General features: G+C 44.8%; 22 protein-coding genes, 1 tRNA gene and 1 pseudogene. 9 read left to right on the top strand and 15 right to left on the bottom strand.

Going from position 1 to position 16864, the window contains the following annotated elements; translation table 11 throughout:
• The first annotated feature begins 205 nt into the window (after positions 1–205).
• On the top strand, positions 206–904 hold the full coding sequence (locus AT710_02555; protein ID KUO92696.1) for a hypothetical protein: 699 nt from the start codon (positions 206–208) through the stop codon (positions 902–904).
• A 61-nt stretch (positions 905–965) separates the two neighbouring features.
• On the opposite strand, the gene AT710_02550 is transcribed toward AT710_02555, so the two are convergent.
• From AT710_02550 to AT710_02540, 3 genes are all read right to left on the bottom strand, one after another.
• The gene (locus AT710_02550; GenBank protein ID KUO92702.1) at positions 966–1346 is read right to left on the bottom strand and encodes an S-adenosylmethionine decarboxylase proenzyme; all 381 of its coding nucleotides are present in this window, start codon (positions 1344–1346) and stop codon (positions 966–968) included.
• A gap of 199 nt (positions 1347–1545) precedes the next feature.
• Positions 1546–2607 (bottom strand): hypothetical protein, encoded by a 1062-nt coding sequence (locus AT710_02545; protein ID KUO92695.1) that lies wholly within the window; start codon positions 2605–2607, stop codon positions 1546–1548.
• 91 nt (positions 2608–2698) lie between these two features.
• The gene (locus AT710_02540) at positions 2699–3616 is read right to left on the bottom strand and encodes a hypothetical protein (protein ID KUO92694.1); all 918 of its coding nucleotides are present in this window, start codon (positions 3614–3616) and stop codon (positions 2699–2701) included.
• Between the two features lie 224 nt (positions 3617–3840).
• On the opposite strand from AT710_02540, the gene AT710_02535 reads away from it, so the two are divergent.
• Together AT710_02535 and AT710_02530 are read left to right on the top strand one after the other, a co-directional pair.
• Positions 3841–4653, top strand: a complete 813-nt coding sequence (locus AT710_02535; protein KUO92693.1) for a hypothetical protein — start codon at positions 3841–3843, stop codon at positions 4651–4653.
• Between the two features lie 159 nt (positions 4654–4812).
• Positions 4813–5016, top strand: a complete 204-nt coding sequence (locus tag AT710_02530) for a hypothetical protein (GenBank protein ID KUO92692.1) — start codon at positions 4813–4815, stop codon at positions 5014–5016.
• Between the two features lie 4 nt (positions 5017–5020).
• Here the strand turns inward: AT710_02530 and AT710_02525 are convergent, their stop codons facing one another.
• Positions 5021–5500: a hypothetical protein gene (locus tag AT710_02525; protein ID KUO92691.1), complete on the bottom strand. Its 480-nt coding sequence runs from the start codon at positions 5498–5500 to the stop codon at positions 5021–5023.
• Between the two features lie 158 nt (positions 5501–5658).
• Between AT710_02525 and AT710_02520 the strand changes: the two genes are divergently transcribed.
• Positions 5659–6072: a hypothetical protein gene (locus AT710_02520; protein ID KUO92690.1), complete on the top strand. Its 414-nt coding sequence runs from the start codon at positions 5659–5661 to the stop codon at positions 6070–6072.
• A gap of 54 nt (positions 6073–6126) precedes the next feature.
• Here the strand turns inward: AT710_02520 and AT710_02515 are convergent, their stop codons facing one another.
• Positions 6127–6483: a hypothetical protein gene (locus tag AT710_02515; protein ID KUO92689.1), complete on the bottom strand. Its 357-nt coding sequence runs from the start codon at positions 6481–6483 to the stop codon at positions 6127–6129.
• Positions 6484–6638: 155 nt separating this feature from the next.
• Between AT710_02515 and AT710_02510 the strand changes: the two genes are divergently transcribed.
• Positions 6639–7538, top strand: a complete 900-nt coding sequence (locus tag AT710_02510; GenBank protein KUO92688.1) for a pirin — start codon at positions 6639–6641, stop codon at positions 7536–7538.
• Positions 7539–7607: 69 nt separating this feature from the next.
• On the opposite strand, the gene AT710_02505 is transcribed toward AT710_02510, so the two are convergent.
• Together AT710_02505 and AT710_02500 are read right to left on the bottom strand one after the other, a co-directional pair.
• Positions 7608–8324 carry a hypothetical protein gene (locus AT710_02505; protein KUO92687.1) on the bottom strand — a complete coding sequence of 239 codons (717 nt, stop codon included), beginning with the start codon at positions 8322–8324 and terminating at the stop codon, positions 7608–7610.
• 99 nt (positions 8325–8423) lie between these two features.
• On the bottom strand, positions 8424–8720 hold the full coding sequence (locus AT710_02500; GenBank protein KUO92686.1) for a hypothetical protein: 297 nt from the start codon (positions 8718–8720) through the stop codon (positions 8424–8426).
• Between the two features lie 105 nt (positions 8721–8825).
• On the opposite strand from AT710_02500, the gene AT710_02495 reads away from it, so the two are divergent.
• Positions 8826–9449 carry a hypothetical protein gene (locus AT710_02495; protein ID KUO92685.1) on the top strand — a complete coding sequence of 208 codons (624 nt, stop codon included), beginning with the start codon at positions 8826–8828 and terminating at the stop codon, positions 9447–9449.
• A 127-nt stretch (positions 9450–9576) separates the two neighbouring features.
• Here AT710_02495 and AT710_02490 read toward each other — a convergent pair.
• Positions 9577–9989, bottom strand: a pseudogene (locus AT710_02490) (hypothetical protein).
• Positions 9990–10916: 927 nt separating this feature from the next.
• Positions 10917–11004: transfer RNA gene (locus tag AT710_02485), tRNA-Leu, on the bottom strand.
• 56 nt (positions 11005–11060) lie between these two features.
• Here AT710_02485 and AT710_02480 point away from each other — a divergent pair.
• Positions 11061–11516 (top strand): hypothetical protein, encoded by a 456-nt coding sequence (locus tag AT710_02480; GenBank protein ID KUO92684.1) that lies wholly within the window; start codon positions 11061–11063, stop codon positions 11514–11516.
• A gap of 225 nt (positions 11517–11741) precedes the next feature.
• Here AT710_02480 and AT710_02475 read toward each other — a convergent pair whose 3' ends face one another.
• The 3 genes from AT710_02475 to AT710_02465 all read right to left on the bottom strand — a co-directional run bounded on the left by AT710_02475 (position 11742) and on the right by AT710_02465 (position 13367).
• Complete coding sequence (locus AT710_02475) at positions 11742–12299, bottom strand: ribonuclease HII (GenBank protein ID KUO92683.1); 558 nt, start codon at positions 12297–12299, stop codon at positions 11742–11744.
• 8 nt (positions 12300–12307) lie between these two features.
• Positions 12308–13102: a hypothetical protein gene (locus tag AT710_02470; GenBank protein KUO92682.1), complete on the bottom strand. Its 795-nt coding sequence runs from the start codon at positions 13100–13102 to the stop codon at positions 12308–12310.
• Positions 13103–13160: 58 nt separating this feature from the next.
• A complete protein-coding gene (locus tag AT710_02465; protein KUO92681.1) occupies positions 13161–13367 on the bottom strand; it encodes a DNA-directed RNA polymerase subunit N in 207 nt (68 codons plus the stop codon).
• Positions 13368–13549: 182 nt separating this feature from the next.
• On the opposite strand from AT710_02465, the gene AT710_02460 reads away from it, so the two are divergent.
• Both AT710_02460 and AT710_02455 read left to right on the top strand, forming a co-directional pair.
• Entirely contained in the window at positions 13550–14041 is a 492-nt protein-coding gene (locus AT710_02460) for a DNA polymerase (protein ID KUO92680.1), read from the top strand.
• Between the two features lie 5 nt (positions 14042–14046).
• The gene (locus AT710_02455) at positions 14047–14460 is read left to right on the top strand and encodes a DNA-binding protein (GenBank protein KUO92701.1); all 414 of its coding nucleotides are present in this window, start codon (positions 14047–14049) and stop codon (positions 14458–14460) included.
• 358 nt (positions 14461–14818) lie between these two features.
• On the opposite strand, the gene AT710_02450 is transcribed toward AT710_02455, so the two are convergent.
• The 3 genes from AT710_02450 to AT710_02440 are packed head-to-tail and all read right to left on the bottom strand — an operon-like array spanning position 14819 to position 16853.
• Complete coding sequence (locus AT710_02450; protein KUO92679.1) at positions 14819–15391, bottom strand: hypothetical protein; 573 nt, start codon at positions 15389–15391, stop codon at positions 14819–14821.
• Positions 15392–15429: 38 nt separating this feature from the next.
• The gene (locus tag AT710_02445; GenBank protein ID KUO92678.1) at positions 15430–16620 is read right to left on the bottom strand and encodes a pyridine nucleotide-disulfide oxidoreductase; all 1191 of its coding nucleotides are present in this window, start codon (positions 16618–16620) and stop codon (positions 15430–15432) included.
• Positions 16617–16853 (bottom strand): SirA family protein, encoded by a 237-nt coding sequence (locus AT710_02440; GenBank protein KUO92677.1) that lies wholly within the window; start codon positions 16851–16853, stop codon positions 16617–16619. Before AT710_02440 ends, AT710_02445 begins: the two co-directional genes overlap by 4 nt.
• Positions 16854–16864: the final 11 nt, after the last annotated feature.

Genomic DNA, 16864 nt, shown 5'->3' with positions numbered 1-16864 from the left:
GTCCATTTTCTCATCCCCACTGATGATCAAGAACAATACCTTCGCCATGAATCGCATCAATGGCTTTGCCTTTTTTATACTTTATCCGGGTATTCAATGATTTTCCAACCCATGGCTCCATTATGCGCCTCAAGCCTTAGCGCTGCATTAACATAGAATTAACATAAGTTTATTAAGAGACCCCTCATGAAGATTTGCGATAGGTGTGAACAGGAATATAACTATAGGCGTGGTCGCCGTGATTGTGGTGGCCATAGCCCTGGTAGGCATCATATACTATATGATCCATACAAGCAAGGCAGTGGCCAATGCTGCGCCAAGGTACTCGGATTTACTGGGCAAATTTAATTCTTCATCATTCAACGCCACGTATATCTTCCACGTGAGGACCATGTTAATTGAGAATAATACGGTTGTGGCCAATCAATCCACCATAATGAACGTAGCATACAGCCAAGTCGGGCATTCCTCATTCACTATATCGATAACCCAAAACGGCAATACGACCAAGGAAACCGCAACTCAAATAAACGCGAGTTATTATAAGGTATGCGTTACGTATAGCAATGGAACCAGCACCTGCAACACTGAACCCAGCACCAGCATATCCTCACCAATATATGGTGTACTTGCCGTGCTTAATATAACTCAATACAACTACACAAGATCGATAACGGTGCTAGGCAACAATGCCTACTGCTACTCTAACTCGCTTAACACAACCGCGCCTAGCATATATGGATTAGAGGCAATAGCTGCAAGCGATTTGAACTGCCTATACCTAAGCGGCGTGCCGGCCTACGCATCATTTAACTTAACTGAGGCATTGTATCCCCAGGGTTCAACTGTTCCCTTCGCGCTTCAATCAAGCTCGGTAACTGCTACCCTTACTGGAACTGGATAATTGATTGATTGTTGTGGATGTTAAAATTTGGAATTAATTTTGTGAAGGATTAATGTCCCATTTATTCACTGGATCTATTTATGATTGTCTTCGTGAACCTCTCTGGCCTTAATCGACCTATCAAGTAATCGAATGCCTTCCATGGAAGGGAGTGACCGCCGCATGTATATACATCAATTGTTGCATAGGAGTGGTCGGGCCACGTGTGGATAGCTATGTGGCTCTCAAGAACCAGAGCAATAACCGAANCTCCGCCTTTATCCCCGCCTCCGAATCGCCATGATCTAACCTCGGCGAGATGCATGTTTGCTACATTTGCTGCTTCTATTACAAGGGATCGCAAGTATTTTTCGTCTTGCAATGCATTAGGGTCTACTCCCCAAATCTCGCCGAACACATGCCACCCTATTACGCCTTCATTGATTGTATTTCTCGGTTCCATGTACGTTTCTTGTTGGGACATCTCTGCTTATGCCCGTTAAACGGTTCCCAGATTAGTTTTTAAATCTAACCCCGACTCAATACAGGAAATATTGAGAAGCAAGGACCCACTTCACTGAAAATATCAATAATAAATATCTGACCTCCTCCCCGCCCTAAAGGGTTGGGGGTTCCCGCCCCTTAATCCCCTTTCTGTAAAGCTAAAGGGAATCCCTGCTAAAATAGTTGAATCTAAGTAATGCAGCAATGCCGCCAAGCCCCGTTAATCTCTTGCTTGCCTCCGAATCGCTTGGAATTATGGTTACGGTTCCCCCAGACCTAATACAGGAAAGCACTACTTCCTGAAGACTGCCAGCATTCTCCTTAAAGAACAATTCATCCATGAGCAGTCTATCAATTGCACCCTGCTCAGCGGCCTCCTTAACTTCCTTTAAGCCTATCGCCACATCGCCTGAGCCCCTGGATAATCGCCTCATCACCTCATCCAGCCATCGACTGCCTAATTCTATGCCTAAGTCGCTCAATACGTCAAGCCTCTGAACCTCGTATATCCCAACTAAGCCACCCTCATTCACAGCAATGTATCTAATCGATGCGGGACCAAGATTCACGGCCTTCTTAACATCGTCAAGCAGCATAGATGGAGCGGCTAAAACCACCAGCGTTGGCTTAACTTGACCCATATACCTACTCAAGTTATTTGTTACTTCGCGGAAGTAGGATGATAATTCGTAGGAGCCCATCCTCTTTGAGGGGGGAGACCTATTACTCATGGTGCCCAATACCTTTATGCCCACCCTCGACGCAACTGCGAATGCGGTTTCCTCAATAGATATCGACGCTATAAGCACCCTAATGTTCCCGCTGAATGCCTTGATCAATGCATCCAGGAACTCTTTATCTATCCTCTTCGTGAATCTAATTGTTTGACCCTTTAACACATCAATGCTGTGATGACTACCGCCAGCTCCCTCTAGCCACTCGGGGTAATCAATTATGACTCCCCGTATCCTCAATCCTTCCCTGAACTCATGATACTCCACATCAATCACCCGTATCCCCAGGTACACTCTCTCCCTCTCGCCTCTCTCGCCCTCCCTGCCCCGAACTTCCCTGGCTGTCCATGAGTAAATTATATCGCCCCTATTGATGACTAGGTACAAAATGAATAGATCCTCATCGTGCTCCGGAGTTAAGTCCACATAATCCTTGCCATACTCAATCTTCATGTAATGCCCAGAGAAACCGAGGAATCCCCCCATTAATATAGCAACCGCAGGCCCTAAACAAGAAGAAAAAGGATGGCGAGGCACTGAATGTCCAGTGAAGCAGGGAGCGTTTTCTCGATCTTCCTCATTTATTGATGCAGGATCGCCGCCAAATGATTAGGTTAAATATGTCCAGGATCAGTTTAAGAACTAGCACTGCGGTCATATTGCTCACATCATTGGGTGGGGAGTACTCCATTATGTCGACGGCGACTAATCTATCCCCAACTGCATCTATGACGGACCTAACAACCGAGTAAACATCTGGATAAGTTAAGCCGCCGGACTCTGGATTACCCACTCCCGGCGCTATGGATGGATCAAAGGCATCCACATCTATCGATAAGTGAATTGGTCCAGCTGTTCCCCTCAGCCTCTCCTCGATCGAATTAACCAGCATGGCACGGGGCAACTTAGCTACCTCAAATGACGTGAAGCCAAGGCCATTTATGCTATTTAGGAACCTCAACTCATCATCATCGAAACCCCTGAANCCCACATTGATATAGCTTGGCCTTAACTCCTCGTTTATGATTCTCGCAAATGTAGCGTGAGACAAAGCCTGCCCAGCCCATTCCTTTCGTAGATCTAGGTGAGCATCTATTTGGACGAATGCCCCAAGCCTACCAAAAGTCTTACCTATGGCCCTCGCCACGCCAAGCGAGACAGTGTGCTCACCGCCTATGGTGGCTATGAATCCCCAGCGACGCAATGCATCCTCAGCAGCCTTCTCAATTATCGATAAATTAAACTCGGGAGCGCCTTGAGACAAAGATAAATCGCCCACATCGCAGACATACTTGGGCACTTGTATCCCGAGATACTGCGTGGGCGTTGCCTCTATATATTTACTGACCCGCCTCAATTCCTCTGGAGCGAATCGCGTGCCTGGCCTATAGGATAAAGTGTCCTCCATTGGCGCACCAAGCACGTGAAGAGAGGCGGGGCCACAGCCACCATTAAATAGCTTGGAGTTGCTATACGCATATAGATCCAAAGCCATGAAGAGCACCATCACGGGCAATTTATAAATTATTTTTCACAAGTCATTAAGAAGTGAGCTNCCCCGCCATAAATGGCGAGGTTTCCCCCATGTGTATAAATGAGGGGCTTGCCTCAAGGATGTGTGGAAACCATTGGTGCCTGTATTCGCCGGGAAACCAAGTGAAGGAGCGGGTTTCACGCATGTCTTTTATTCCTGAAACCGCATACCTATATCGAGGAGAAATGAGGAAATCCATGATAATAATAACGGGGATAATTGCGGCACTAGCGGTGGCCGCGATATATCTAGCCATAAATAATTGGTGGGGCTGGTGGGGGTATGGACCAATGATGGGGTGGGGATACTTCGGGGCCCCTGCTCATCCACCGTACATGGGAGCACCTTATGGCGTAGGTAATGCGCCGTATGGCATGATGGGGTGGGGAACATATGGGTATCCAATGAGTGGCGCAGCGGGGTACGGGTATCCGAGTGCTTACTCGCTGAGGGAGTATACAATTAATGAATCAATGCAACTAATGTCGCTGGAGCCGAGCAATGCCAAGATATTTAGAGGCAATGATACAATAGTATTCTATTCGGACAATGTTACTCTAATAGTTATAGCAATGATGGGCAACGATGCTGAGAAAATGACTGGAACCACGGCCCCTGCTTACTCTCATGGTGATGTATTCGTAATATATGGCTTAATTAATCCGACAATAATAGTTCCAGCCGATGCTGTTCTTCATGTGGTCTTCATTAATCTAGACGATGATATGTACCACAACTTCATAATAACCGAGGCGCCGCCTCCATATCCATTCAATGTGATGCCGTATGCAATGAGGGGAACCGAGATGGGGCCCGCCATGATGGCGGCAGCATCGTGGTTGCCGCCGGCGAATTACGGTGAGGGATATGCTTATGGTTATGCCTATAGCGTTGTGCTAGGGTACCCTGGGGTTTATTGGTATATCTGCACATATCCAGGGCACGCGGAGGAGGGCATGTATGGAGAGATAGTGGTTAATGCAATTGGGGGGAGGTGAGGGGGATGTGCATGATGCATGGAATGAACCATGCAAGTGACGATCATGAGCATGATGATTTGAAGCATGAAGTGGAGCTACTTAAGTTGCGGGTGGAGAAGCTTGAGTCGGAGATCAATTTACTTAAGCGATTAATTGAGGTTCAAGGTGAGGAGAAGCATGTTCATTAGTTTCATATTAATATTGCTATCCATGATTTCGTGGATGGGCATGATGTGGTGGGGATGGGGGCCCTGGGGATATTGGGGACCGGGGCCAATGTTCCTTTTCGGAGCATTATGGCTGATCTTCTCCCTTCTCATCATAGCACTAATGATAATATTCGTGGCCTGGGCGCTTAAGCGCATGGGCATAATTAAGTGACCATTTAACTGGCGCCCTTCTTCTCATTATTGCCACGTATCTTTACGACGTTTCTTCCCTTCACCTTAACCACCTCCACTAATCCCTTCTCCTCAAGTCTCTTAATTATCCTCCACGACTTAACCTTACTCATGGCTAGATCCCGCGCAACTTTGTATTGAAAAGCCTCCCCGCCGGACTTCTCCAGGTACTCCATGACTCTCCTCTCTTGCTCTGGAAGAAGCCTCAATACCGAATCATCAATTGCCTCATGCCGAGCCTGACTAGGAATGGGCTGCCTAGCGGCTAGTAGCGATGAAATAATGATCACTATGCCTACTATTAGGAAAATGATTGGAACCACTAAACCATAGGAGGCAGGGATACCGCGCATCATGCCCATGTATCCACCCATATACTTAACCATGTATATGAAACCAATCATCGACACAACAGATATCACCACTAAGAGGACGCCCATCATCAATAGTGCAATTGCCAACAAAGTGAAGTGGCTAGCCATAATGATTTAAAGCTATTCACGAGGATTTATAACTTAGCTGCCTATGAGAATATAATATAGGGGCTTCATCCTTTAGGCGTATTTATGTTACTTGCTGGGCTTAGTTAGGTTTTTATAACTGTAGTTATAATGGGTTAATCATGCTGCCATCGATAAGCCGACGCGAATTATCATATCTACTCGTGATAATTAATCTCAATAATAATGGGGATAAAGTCACCATAAGCAAGGTAGCCAAGAATATGGGTGTATCGCCCCCAAGCGCCTATGAGGAGATAAATCACTTGGAGAAGAAGAACCTAGTGGAGAAGGACATTAATGATATTAAGGTAACCGAGAAGGGACGAAGAGCGGTTACGCTTCTCTTAAGCTCTCATAGGATAATAGAGACTTGGTTAAAGAACCTCGGGTTTACCGACGAAGAGGCATGTGATTTAGCGTCGCAATTCGATGAGTATGTGCCGATACAAGTCATAGATAAATTATTTGAGAACTTAGGTAAACCAAGCAAATGCCCCCATGGCTTACCCATAGAGTCCCCAAACCAAAGTTAGGCATTTACGTGAATCCCCATGAGCCGCCACTAAGGGAAGGGCTAATGTATTTGTTTAATCGCCGATTTTCTCTTCCTTCCCATGCCTTACTATCCTTATCCTGGTGTCGAGCGGTATATGGAGCCCGGCATCCTCAAGAAATGCGTAGAGCTCATCATCCCTAATTGATTGAATCTGGCCCTCCGCCTTCTTTTCAACCAAGTACCTAAATAATTGAATGGCTGCATTTCCATAAAGATTAATCGCCTTATCGATTATCTCGCCCCCTCTTTCTCCAACAATCATTCCCCTCACCGTGGCTACTACCTCCTCATCGCTTAAGTTCTTCTTTTGTAATTGACCCATGGATTGATTGGCCTTCATGAGTTCCATCATTTTCTTTAATTTAAGCAATCGTAACTCATCATCCATAACCCCAACTATAATTAATTACATAAAAGGCTTTCGCAATTATTCAATTAATAAAAAGAAATCAACATAATAAGGAAAAGGCATGAATCAACACTAGTTCATTGGGTCTTGCTTGCCGCTCATCGATTTTTAAATAATTAATTAAATAACAATCAATGACCCGAAAAAGCATCAAATCAATACTTAGGGGCAATTGGACCCATGACGGGGCCGGAGTCAAATTATATAGAGTATTCGGCAGTCCTAACCTAGCACATATAATGGATCCCTTCCTGCTCCTCGATAGCTTTGGTTCACGAGACCCAAGCGAGTACTTAATGGGGTTTCCATGGCATCCACATAGAGGAATAGAGACGGTTACATACTTGCTTAAGGGGGAGATCCATCATAGGGATAGCACTGGAGTCAAGGGAGTGCTTGGCGAAGGAGATATTCAATGGATGACCGCTGGAAGCGGTATTTTCCATGAGGAAATGCCTAAGCCGGGGAAAAGAGTGAATGGAATTAATGATGCTGAGGTTAAGGGTTTCCAGTTATGGATCAATCTTCCTAGATCAAGCAAGATGAGTAAACCAAAGTATAGAAACATAACTAGTCGCAGTGTACCCAGGGTGAGACTCAATGATGGGGGAGAAGTAATTCTAGTCGCAGGTAGCGTTAGGGTCCCAGGCTATGGTGTAGTCAATGGACCGGTAAGCGATCTAGCAACGCCAATTCATTATATGGATGTATCAATGCCAAGTGAGTCGGAATTTAATTATGAGGTAAATGATGGCTACACTGCTCTGCTCTATGTAATGAGGGGTTCCATATTGCTGGGCGAGGAATCCGCAGCATCAGGTCAGTTAGCTGTATATTCACGTGAGGGCAGCCTCATAAAGATAATCACAGGCAGTGAACCTGCTAGGTTCCTCTTACTGGCCGGTAGACCAATTGGGGAACCAGTGGCTTGGTACGGTCCAATAGTTATGAATACGGAGGAGGAGCTTGAGAAGGCATTTAGCGAACTAAGTAATGGCACATTCATTAAGCAGGAACCAGATGTGGATGTATGAAGCGCCGCATACCCTTCGCATTTTTCATGAACCTCATAATTTTATCATGATCCAGGAAAGGATGGGGATCTAGCTCTGCCGATCCCCCGGTGGGGAATGATTGAGCCATGAATGGTTCTCCAAGGGGGTCAAAAAACCCTCGCCCTTCAGGGCGAGGAGAAAGTCAGCTCTGCTACCTCCTTTCATGCTCTCTGACTTAGCCTTAAAAAGATAATTCACTGTTTTGCCGTAACCAAAGCCACTGGCTGGAGTAATTATATGGAAAAATAGCGGCTTTTCCTCCGCAGTATAAGGAGGCACCTCGCCTAGTGACGGGTAACCACACTGCGGGTAATATAGTGAATTCAGCAATGTACCCGTGACCGGCCTAAGGATGGCTATGCCGGTAATGGCGCTTGATGAGTTGGGACCATAGATGGCGGCAACCAAGGCGTAGGCGCCGGGTCCTAGGGTTACGTTTAGCCACGTTGGGCCATTGCCGGTCACGCACTTTATGTATCCGTAATTGTCCCTAGGGATGAAGCCCTTATTCATTGCCCCGAACAAGAGCGACTCGCTTGCCGCGATTGGGGCTACACACACATACGTGGAGGGCCTTAAATAATACTCGCTGGTCACGTAGTAGGTACCATTTATTACGAACTCTGTCATTACGCTATTCGATCCACCGCCGAGGGGCACCTCATTGCCCTGCGGAGCAAAGGGGGTGAACCCGATGCGCTGAGGCAGCGATGGCTTGCAGGGAGTAAAGCCGAGGAGTCGTGCAACTCCGGCTGCATAATACATTTATTCCATAAACGATCAATCCCATCACGATTAAAATGCCGAATAGCAGCGCCAAGAAGATGCCAAGCTCGATTTTGATTATGCGAGGCATATAGTTCACTAGCAGTGCCCTATGTATTTAAACGCATATGCAGGCCCTTGGCCGCCGGCATATGATATATTCCACACATAGCCTTGAGGTAAGTGATAAGTCCATGAGTTCGTCGTTGATCCTTGTATTTCAACGGATCCGCTGCTTTCATAGCCATTTATGGAAACACCGACGCCAGCAATCAATAACGTGTATGATGATTGCGATATAGTGAGTGTTGCGGGGCTAGCGCACGTACCATAATTCGCCACTAGATTGCCGCTAAAGTCGTTACTAAATTTTATTGAGTAGTAACCATAGTACACTTGGCTTGGTTCATCGGCGTCAGAAGCTGTGCCATTAGGTAATATGACCCCCTCCCCGCCCTGAAGGGCGAGGTTTGCCGTTGATTACCAAATTATTTTGCTTTTATGCCACCAAATCAACTAAATAATCCAAATTATTATCAATACGGTGTGTTTTGGTTATATAATTGGTTCCAGGCAGAAAATAATACCAATAACATGAATATATTCTTCTTAATGAATGGAAATATATTCAATTATTCTCTTGCTTTAGAACAATACATGTTAGGAAAGACTTGTTGGTTTTTTGGTTGGGATTGTTCCCCATATTATGCATATGCAACACTACCAAAGCCACCTGGAAGAATTTATTGTTCTATTACAGGAGAATGTGAACCTTTATTCGCACAATCATACATAAATGCATATAATACGGCGTTTAATCAACCTGCAAATCCTCAAGAAGCTTTGTATAAGTATGGTCTATTTTTATCTAGTGAAGTAAATAGTAATTTTATACCTGGAACATTTGGATTTCGTGAATATACCCTTGGTGAAGAAGCTATCGGTGCAAGTATTACGCAATCTAATATTATTATACGTATACATCACTTACAAGACGAATTAGATTTATATTATGGTCGGCCTTATTTGTTTGTTTCAGCTGGTTCTGGGGCTGGTTCTGGTTTTATGTATTTAGATTGGATTATAGTAACATATGGAGTTCCTTATGTTATGAGTGTATCTTAAAAATCTAGTGTTAAAAAATTAGCTGGAAGGATTATATGTATGTTGCGGAGTAGTAAAGTTAAAGAGGGCTGAACCAGAAGGAAAACCTCCATATGGAATTATAGTTCTATTGGGTAATACTAATACATTACCTCCAGCAAAGGGTGAATATTCTCCATATACCATTGTTTGGTATGCTACTGTTCCTGTTGTGTTTGTCCATTGGAATACTGGAGAGTTTCCTGGTAGTCCTGCTGCGTATGTTCCTGGTGTATTCATTGCTACTACAAAGTTGGGTACCCATCTTTGTTAAGTATCGAATACTCCAATGTTTGCTGGGTTTATTTTATCTGCTTCTATCACAGTATATGTTTGTCCATTTATTGTTACTTGTTGAACTGGTACTTGACCCTTAACCACATATACATCCTGTAAGTTTACATATGGTTGATTATTCACTGGATCAGTTTGTCCAACAAATTGATCATTCAATTGATTTATTGCATTATGGTTTTGGATTATTGTGCTTGCATATGGGCCGTTCCAAATAACATTCTGAATAGTAGTTCCATTGCTCAATATTAAATCACCGGTGGGATCAGTATTTCCATTATAATTTATCGTATTCTGTGGCACAAATGCTTCATATCCATTGGGTGAACCCAACTGCGCTGGCGCCTCATGCGCAGTGTGCAGCATGAGGAAGGCAACAACGGCGAGGGCAATAATGACGCCAACACCGATTAAGTACCAACCCAGCTTCACTCCACACCCCCGAAAAACCCACTCACATTAGCCTTTAAGCTTTGCCACTGGGTAGGCGCGGTTTGGTTAGTTTAGGCTAAGCCTACCCATCATCCCGCTCCCAGTGCGATCGCCATAGTGAGCAATAGCCAAGAGCATTGCGAGTAAAGAGCCCCATACCGCCCCTTCATGAATGGCTCCAATGAATGGAATAATCAGTAAGCCCCGTACCGTGGCGCCCGTGTTGGGAAGCAGTTTGCTCAAGTCCTCAATTCCTCAATTGGCGTCATTAGGCGATTGCTAATGTCCTCCATGCCCATAATCCCCCCAATCAAACGGCTCCCCCCACCCACCCCACTCACTAAGCGCCTCACTGAGCCTCGAGCGGAGGCGTGCAACCATCCCCAAGCCACAAGCCCATCCCCACAACCCTAATCATCCTGAGCGCCGGCCATAATCGCTCCGCGTTGCATGGAGTGGGTACTTAAACTCACCAATCCTTGGGTGGCTACTGCGCCCCAATAAACCAGTAATCGGCTCACATAAGCTTCATTGTTAAGGTTCCTCGGCCTCCCGCTTACCATGCTTAACTAGGTAGGGCTTTTAATGGCCTTCAAGCAATGTGCTTTTAGGTTGGTTGCGCGCCTAGCGGTTAGCGCCTAGGCGCTGGTTAGCGGTGGTGGTATTCATGGTGGTTCATGTTGTTCATGGTTGGGGGAATTAGGTTAGGAGTCCTATTCTTTTTGGTGCGGGGGGTGGGACTTGAACCCACGCAGGCCTACGCCAACGGATCTTGAGTCCGCCCCCTTTGACCATGCTCGGGCACCCCCGCTCCATGTTTCGCCTAGCGTGAGGTATTTTTAAAGAATTCTCCATCTTAAAAATAACATGAGACTTTGGTCATTACATCCAAAATATTTAGATAAACCAGGTCTTTTGGGTTTATGGAGAGAAAGTTTATTAGCTCAAAAAGTATTGCTAGGAAAAACAAAAGGATATAAAAATCATCCTCAATTAATAAGATTTAAGAGAGCAAGTGATCCAATATTATATATAGGAACATATTTATATTATGTTTATTTAGAAGGAAAAGGGAGGGGGTATAATTTTAATAAAGATAAAATAATCAATTATGATTTAAAATTAAAGATGCCAGTAACAATTGGTCAGGTAAATTTTGAATTTCAACATTTACTTGAAAAACTTAAAGTAAGAGACAAGAAAAAATATGAAGAAATAAAAGATGAAAAAATAATCGAACCAAATCCAATATTTTATATCGTTGATGGAGATATTGAAGAATGGGAAAAAGATAAAAAAGTTTTAAATAAAAAGAAAAAATAAATTTCTAATTATAGATTTTCTGCGAGCTAATAATTAATTCCTCTGAATTCTTGGAAAACAATAACTGACCTCCTCCCCGCCCTGAAGGGCGAGGCTTTTCGCCCCCTTAACCCCCATTTTGGTAAGAATGGTAAGTCTCTCATTAAGGATTTTGGAAGTGGATGCTTCTTTTGGATTGGGTTAGGCATCGTGAGGTAATGGAACGGTAACGCCCATTTATTGGCCTTAGCCTTTAATGTCGTCAATTGTTTTCCAAGTTCCTCGAACTATTGGGGGTAGAGAACCGTGTTGCTTTATCCACTTCTTTAGGAAGTCAATCGTTCTGGGATCGCTGGGGTACCCGCTTCCGAAGTCTCCATACTCACGCCTTAATTTAGCTATTTCATTATCCCTAGTTACCTTAGCTATTATGCTGGCGGCGGAAACCACGGGTATAATAGCATCGGCCTTATTCATCGCTATTACCCTTCTTCCCGTCGCTTCCTCAAGCCGCTGCCCGAATCTTTCTGGTCTAGGGTCAGGGGAGTCCACGTAAATGGTGTCCGCCTCGCACATAGATATTAACTCAATCATTTTACTCATTTCCAAATCATTTAATCCATTCACCATCACATACCTATCTATTTCGTCGGGGGGCACAATAATTGACTTAACGCAGCTTGCCATGGTCAGTATCTGCCTAAATAATTGGGTTCTCCTGTGGGGACTTAATTTCTTGGAATCCTTAACTCCAATCCTCTCTAACTTGGACTGATCATTGGTTGAGACTATGGCCACCACCATTGGTCCAATCACTGGACCTCTACCTGCTTCATCGATACCGGCTTCCACGCCATAGCCTCGGCCACGGCTTTCTTAAACTCGCCGCAATCAATGTGGGCATTTCCATACATGAATGCCTCATACATATCCACCACCCTTGAAACCTCCTTGATAGACCATGGCGGCGCCTCATTAATTAATTCCCGGGGCGTTATAGATGGCCTACGGGCCCCCAGCCAATCCACTAATCTGCTCATTTCATGATCAATNCATCTACGCCTATCCTCACTGATGATAATCATGGATGCCGCGATCGTCGATGCCATTAATGAAGCCAAGAGCCCCAGCACAACTATAAATGAGGAAGACCCGGGAGAAGCCGGGATGGGAGGGGATTGTTGAGGGTTGAGCTGTGTTGGTTCACGTGACTTATAAAAGGAGTTAATCACTGGCGTTTCCTTGATCGTATTTGGGTGAGCGGAACGGGGCTTAGGCACCGGGGAGGCATTAATGGCTTGTTGGTTCTGGGTTGCACCGTATATTAGCAAATAATTGCCTGACCTATAAATGGTAACTATATAAATGGAACCGTTGATTAAGACTCCATTAGAGCCGTAGGCCATAACTATCCCCTTCTTCAAGTAATAAATGGTAACATTGCTCACCTCAACCGTTTTATTTATTGGAATGTCTTCCTGAGCCACCGTAATTAGTGACATTATTAGTGAAATCGCTAGGAACAGTGATACAGTAATTAATGCGNGGCGAATTGGCCTAACTACTTGCTTATTGATCCTTAATGCCTTAGGCCCTCCCCTGCTCACTGGTTCCATATGTTAATGCAGTCAATTAAATACTTTTATTGTTCTCGTTAAGGCGGTTTCATGGATTCTCCATTCTATTATATGGCAATACTGAATCTATTAACTCAACGTGGCCCAGCAACGTTCTTCTACAGCAGTACCTAGTTAATCCAAGNTCATCCAATACCTTGCCTGGATCCTCGCCCGCGGATACCCTCTTCCTGAAGGGCTCCCAAAGATGACCCAGAGGCTTACCGCACGTCCAGCACCTAACAGGCGTTATCATTAGTAAGCCAATATATTTCCGGCTTTAAATACTTTTTATCTTAACTGATGCTAAGGAAACAGGAAGNCCCCGCCCACAAGGGCGGTAGTTCGCTATAAAGTTTAGCTTGGCGAGGAATTAAACATTCTAATTCCAGATTAACTAGGCGAGAAGTTTTTATCTTTAATAACGAGTATTTGCCCATGAAAGAACCTTACAATAGCTTATTGAAAAAGCTCACTAAGTTACTTTTGGACGAATTTGGGGACAGGCTAATTTCTGTAGTAGTTTACGGAAGCGTTGCCAGAGGAGATCATAGGAATGACAGTGACGTCGATCTATTAATAGTCATAAAGGATTTGCCTAAAACCATAACCGAGAGGATGATGTTATTTGAGAAAATCGAAAGTAAGATTGAAGACGATATAGATAAACTTATGGATGAAGGATATTATGTCACTTTTTCTCCAATTATGAAAACTCCGGAGGAGGCCGTAAGATTCTCTCCTCTTTACATGGATATGACAGATGATGCGATAATTCTTTACGATAGGGATAACTTCTTTGGAAATGTCCTTGAAAAGACGAGAGAGAAATTGTTGGAATTGGGTTTTGAGAGAGTGTGGATATCTAAAAAGGCGTGGTATTGGAGGAAAAAAGATTACAAGTTCGGAGAAGTAATTGACTTTGGGTGAAGCCTGTGAATAATAATGATCTTGCAAAATCTTACATTAGACAAGCCGAGGAGAGAATGAAGCATGCTAAGGAGGCACTGAATGGAGGCAATTATCCTTATACTGTGAGGCAATGCCAGGAAGCCGTTGAACTGCTCCTTACAGCTTCCTTGAGGTACGTTGGTGTAGAGCCACCTAATCATGACGTAGGATACCTCCTTAGGAAAGAAAAGAATAGGTTTCCACAATGGTTCCAAGAGAAAATAGATGAACTTGCATACTATTCTAGAGTTTTAAGGAGCCAAAGAGAACCCGCTATGTATGGAGATGAGGAAACTGGAGCATCACCAGAACTATATTCAAAATTTGATGCTGAAAACGCCGCCAAAATGTGCGACAGCGTTTACGAAGCTGTGAAAAAACTCATCAATGCTGGCTAAAAACCCGGACAAGGACACAAGTTCACGGCGAATCTATGGTCCTACCACAAAGCCGATGGAAGCCATCAAACCAAAAACATAAGGTAGAGAGTAAACTACCCCGCCTTTGCGGGTTTGGCGTCTCTAGTGAGAAAGATAAATCTATATAATGCTTCCAAGTGCTGTGCATCTTATTCCCTCTCCTAGAAGAAGCAGGGTTATCCTTCTTATTCCGACCTCCTCCCCATCCTTAAGGGCGAGGGTTCCCCGNGGTCTCCTTGCATAATTAAAGACACGTAGAAGGAATCCTTGAAGACCTGGGAATCCTCATCTGGCTAGGGTTTGGGAAGAACGGCCAAAAAAGAGAGAATTGTTGTTCCTAAGTAGTTGAGCCCATTTTCTCTAATACGTTAATTAGCATGGAGAGGCCCTTCTTGGCATCAGTGCTAGAAAGCAGTTTCTTAACCATATCAAGGGACTCCGTTTGCTTGGGGCCCTCCGTTAATCCCTGCGACAATGCTGTCAATAACTTGGTGAGGGCCTTAAAGTCAATAGATGCCAATGCCTTGCTTAACTCATCTAAATTATTCAATAAATGGATGAGGCCCGTCGATAATAAGGCCCTAGATGCTTCCCCAATCACTTCCGGATCGCCGACTATATCGCTCATCGAATCAATTAGCCCAGTGCCATTGATTGCCTTAATTAGCCTCACCAATTTAATTAAACCATCCGTTGCATCGGCATCCGATAATTCGCTCGCCAACTTGAGTAGATTATCGATGCCGTTTAATGTCTTAACTAGATCCGCGGTCAAGAATATCCTCGCTAATTCGCTGATAACGTCGCTTGACGCTAAATTAGTTAATGCATCCAGAAGACCTGATCCATCAAGCTTATCGAGGGCAGTGACTAGCTTGTCCATTAACTCCACGGTGCGCGGCGTCAACATTCGTTCTATCTCGTCGTCAACCAGAATAGACATGTCCCTCACCCATATATCCTCTTTAGGATTGAGGGATTGGTGGCGTCAAAGAATGAGTCAAATATCGGGTCCCATAACTCAGGATATTTAATCATGTCCCAATAAATTGCAGCGAACGCCATCTTCATCATGTGATTAACCTTATTCGGCGGATACTTCACCACCGGCGTGTAATAATCGCCTATAACGAATGTGCCTAGGCCATAACCCAAGTCAAAGGGGCAATTAGTTCTACCACTATTCTTGGCCTCCTCTCCCATAAGTATCTTGGCCACGACGCTGGCTTCCAAGTGAGCCGTTACTCCGGTCTTGGCTACCGGCACTGCCGAGGCATCGCCTATCACGAATGCATCATCGAATCCCTTAACCCTATTCGTCAATTTGTCGGCTAGGACAAAGCCATCGCTATCGGTAACGTCCTCCGGGTAATACTTTAGCCTGGCCCCCACATGGGGTGGCACAACTATCGCCGAATCATACTTTAACTCGTCTCCCTCCAGGGAATGCATTACCTGCTTATCCGGCTCCACATAGTCAAGCGTGAAGAAATTAACTATTTCTATCCCTCTCTCCCTCATTATTGGCTCCACGACCTCATTCATTGGCTCTGCAGGGTAAGGCCTTGGATAGGGAGTGGCGAAGACTATCTTAACCTTATCGCTGAGCCCCCTTGATCTAATGAATTCCTCCGCCAAGAAGGCGCCCTCCATTGGAGATGGCGGGCAGCGATGCTTTGGATCGGACACGGCGATGAGCAGTGTGCCCTCCTTAATGGAGTTCAGCGTTCTCCATACCTTTAATGCATTCTCCTCAGTGGTGTAGTAGTTCCCATACCTAACCAATACATCATGTAACCCATTGATTTTAGAGTCATCAACGTCTGCGCCGGCCGCTATCACGACATAATCATAGCTCATTCTCTTTCCATTAATTAATTCGATCCACTTATCGCTCAAATTAATGGCGGACACCGTCGACTTCACTAGCCTCACATGCGGCTTCAGTATCGACTCAAGGCTTCTCCTCATCTCTCGCCGGGATCCCTTAAACGCCACATATAGAAGCCAAGGAAGATAATAATTATAGCCCTCCTTATCTATCAATGTAATATTGAACTCATCACTGGGTAACCTATTCGCGAGCATTGCTCCACCGGCGCCGCCGCCTATTATCACGACGTTCTTCACGGTGGTCACCGCTTCACTATGCGTATCAATGCCCTTATCTCTCCATTCTCTTCCCTCAACTCTATAAGTTCATTCCCCGTTTTCCTAATCCAAGCCTGCACGTCCTGCTTAAATCCCTCATCTGTTGCCAGTACCTCTATTACGTCTCCCATCTTAGAGTTCCTATACGCCTTCACTAACTCAGTTATTGGGCCGGGGCATGATAATCCCCGTGCATCCACGGTCCTCGTGGGTTGAGCCACTTGGAATCACC

The sequence above is a fragment of the Thermocladium sp. ECH_B genome (assembly GCA_001516585.1).
Classification (GTDB): domain Archaea; phylum Thermoproteota; class Thermoprotei; order Thermoproteales; family Thermocladiaceae; genus Thermocladium.
This window is presented reverse-complemented; position numbering and strand designations above follow the sequence as displayed.

Coding starts and splice junctions, on each gene's coding strand:
- AT710_02460 (KUO92680.1), top strand. CDS start 13,550: ATGAAAGAACCTTACAATAGCTTATTGAAAAAGCTCACTAAGTTACTT.
- AT710_02495 (KUO92685.1), top strand. CDS start 8,826: ATGCCACCAAATCAACTAAATAATCCAAATTATTATCAATACGGTGTG.
- AT710_02480 (KUO92684.1), top strand. CDS start 11,061: ATGAGACTTTGGTCATTACATCCAAAATATTTAGATAAACCAGGTCTT.
- AT710_02505 (KUO92687.1), bottom strand. CDS start 8,324: ATGTATTATGCAGCCGGAGTTGCACGACTCCTCGGCTTTACTCCCTGC.
- AT710_02515 (KUO92689.1), bottom strand. CDS start 6,483: ATGGATGATGAGTTACGATTGCTTAAATTAAAGAAAATGATGGAACTC.
- AT710_02450 (KUO92679.1), bottom strand. CDS start 15,391: ATGTTGACGCCGCGCACCGTGGAGTTAATGGACAAGCTAGTCACTGCC.
- AT710_02510 (KUO92688.1), top strand. CDS start 6,639: ATGACCCGAAAAAGCATCAAATCAATACTTAGGGGCAATTGGACCCAT.
- AT710_02520 (KUO92690.1), top strand. CDS start 5,659: ATGCTGCCATCGATAAGCCGACGCGAATTATCATATCTACTCGTGATA.
- AT710_02475 (KUO92683.1), bottom strand. CDS start 12,299: ATGGTGGTGGCCATAGTCTCAACCAATGATCAGTCCAAGTTAGAGAGG.
- AT710_02545 (KUO92695.1), bottom strand. CDS start 2,607: ATGGGGGGATTCCTCGGTTTCTCTGGGCATTACATGAAGATTGAGTAT.
- AT710_02530 (KUO92692.1), top strand. CDS start 4,813: ATGTTCATTAGTTTCATATTAATATTGCTATCCATGATTTCGTGGATG.
- AT710_02535 (KUO92693.1), top strand. CDS start 3,841: ATGAGGAAATCCATGATAATAATAACGGGGATAATTGCGGCACTAGCG.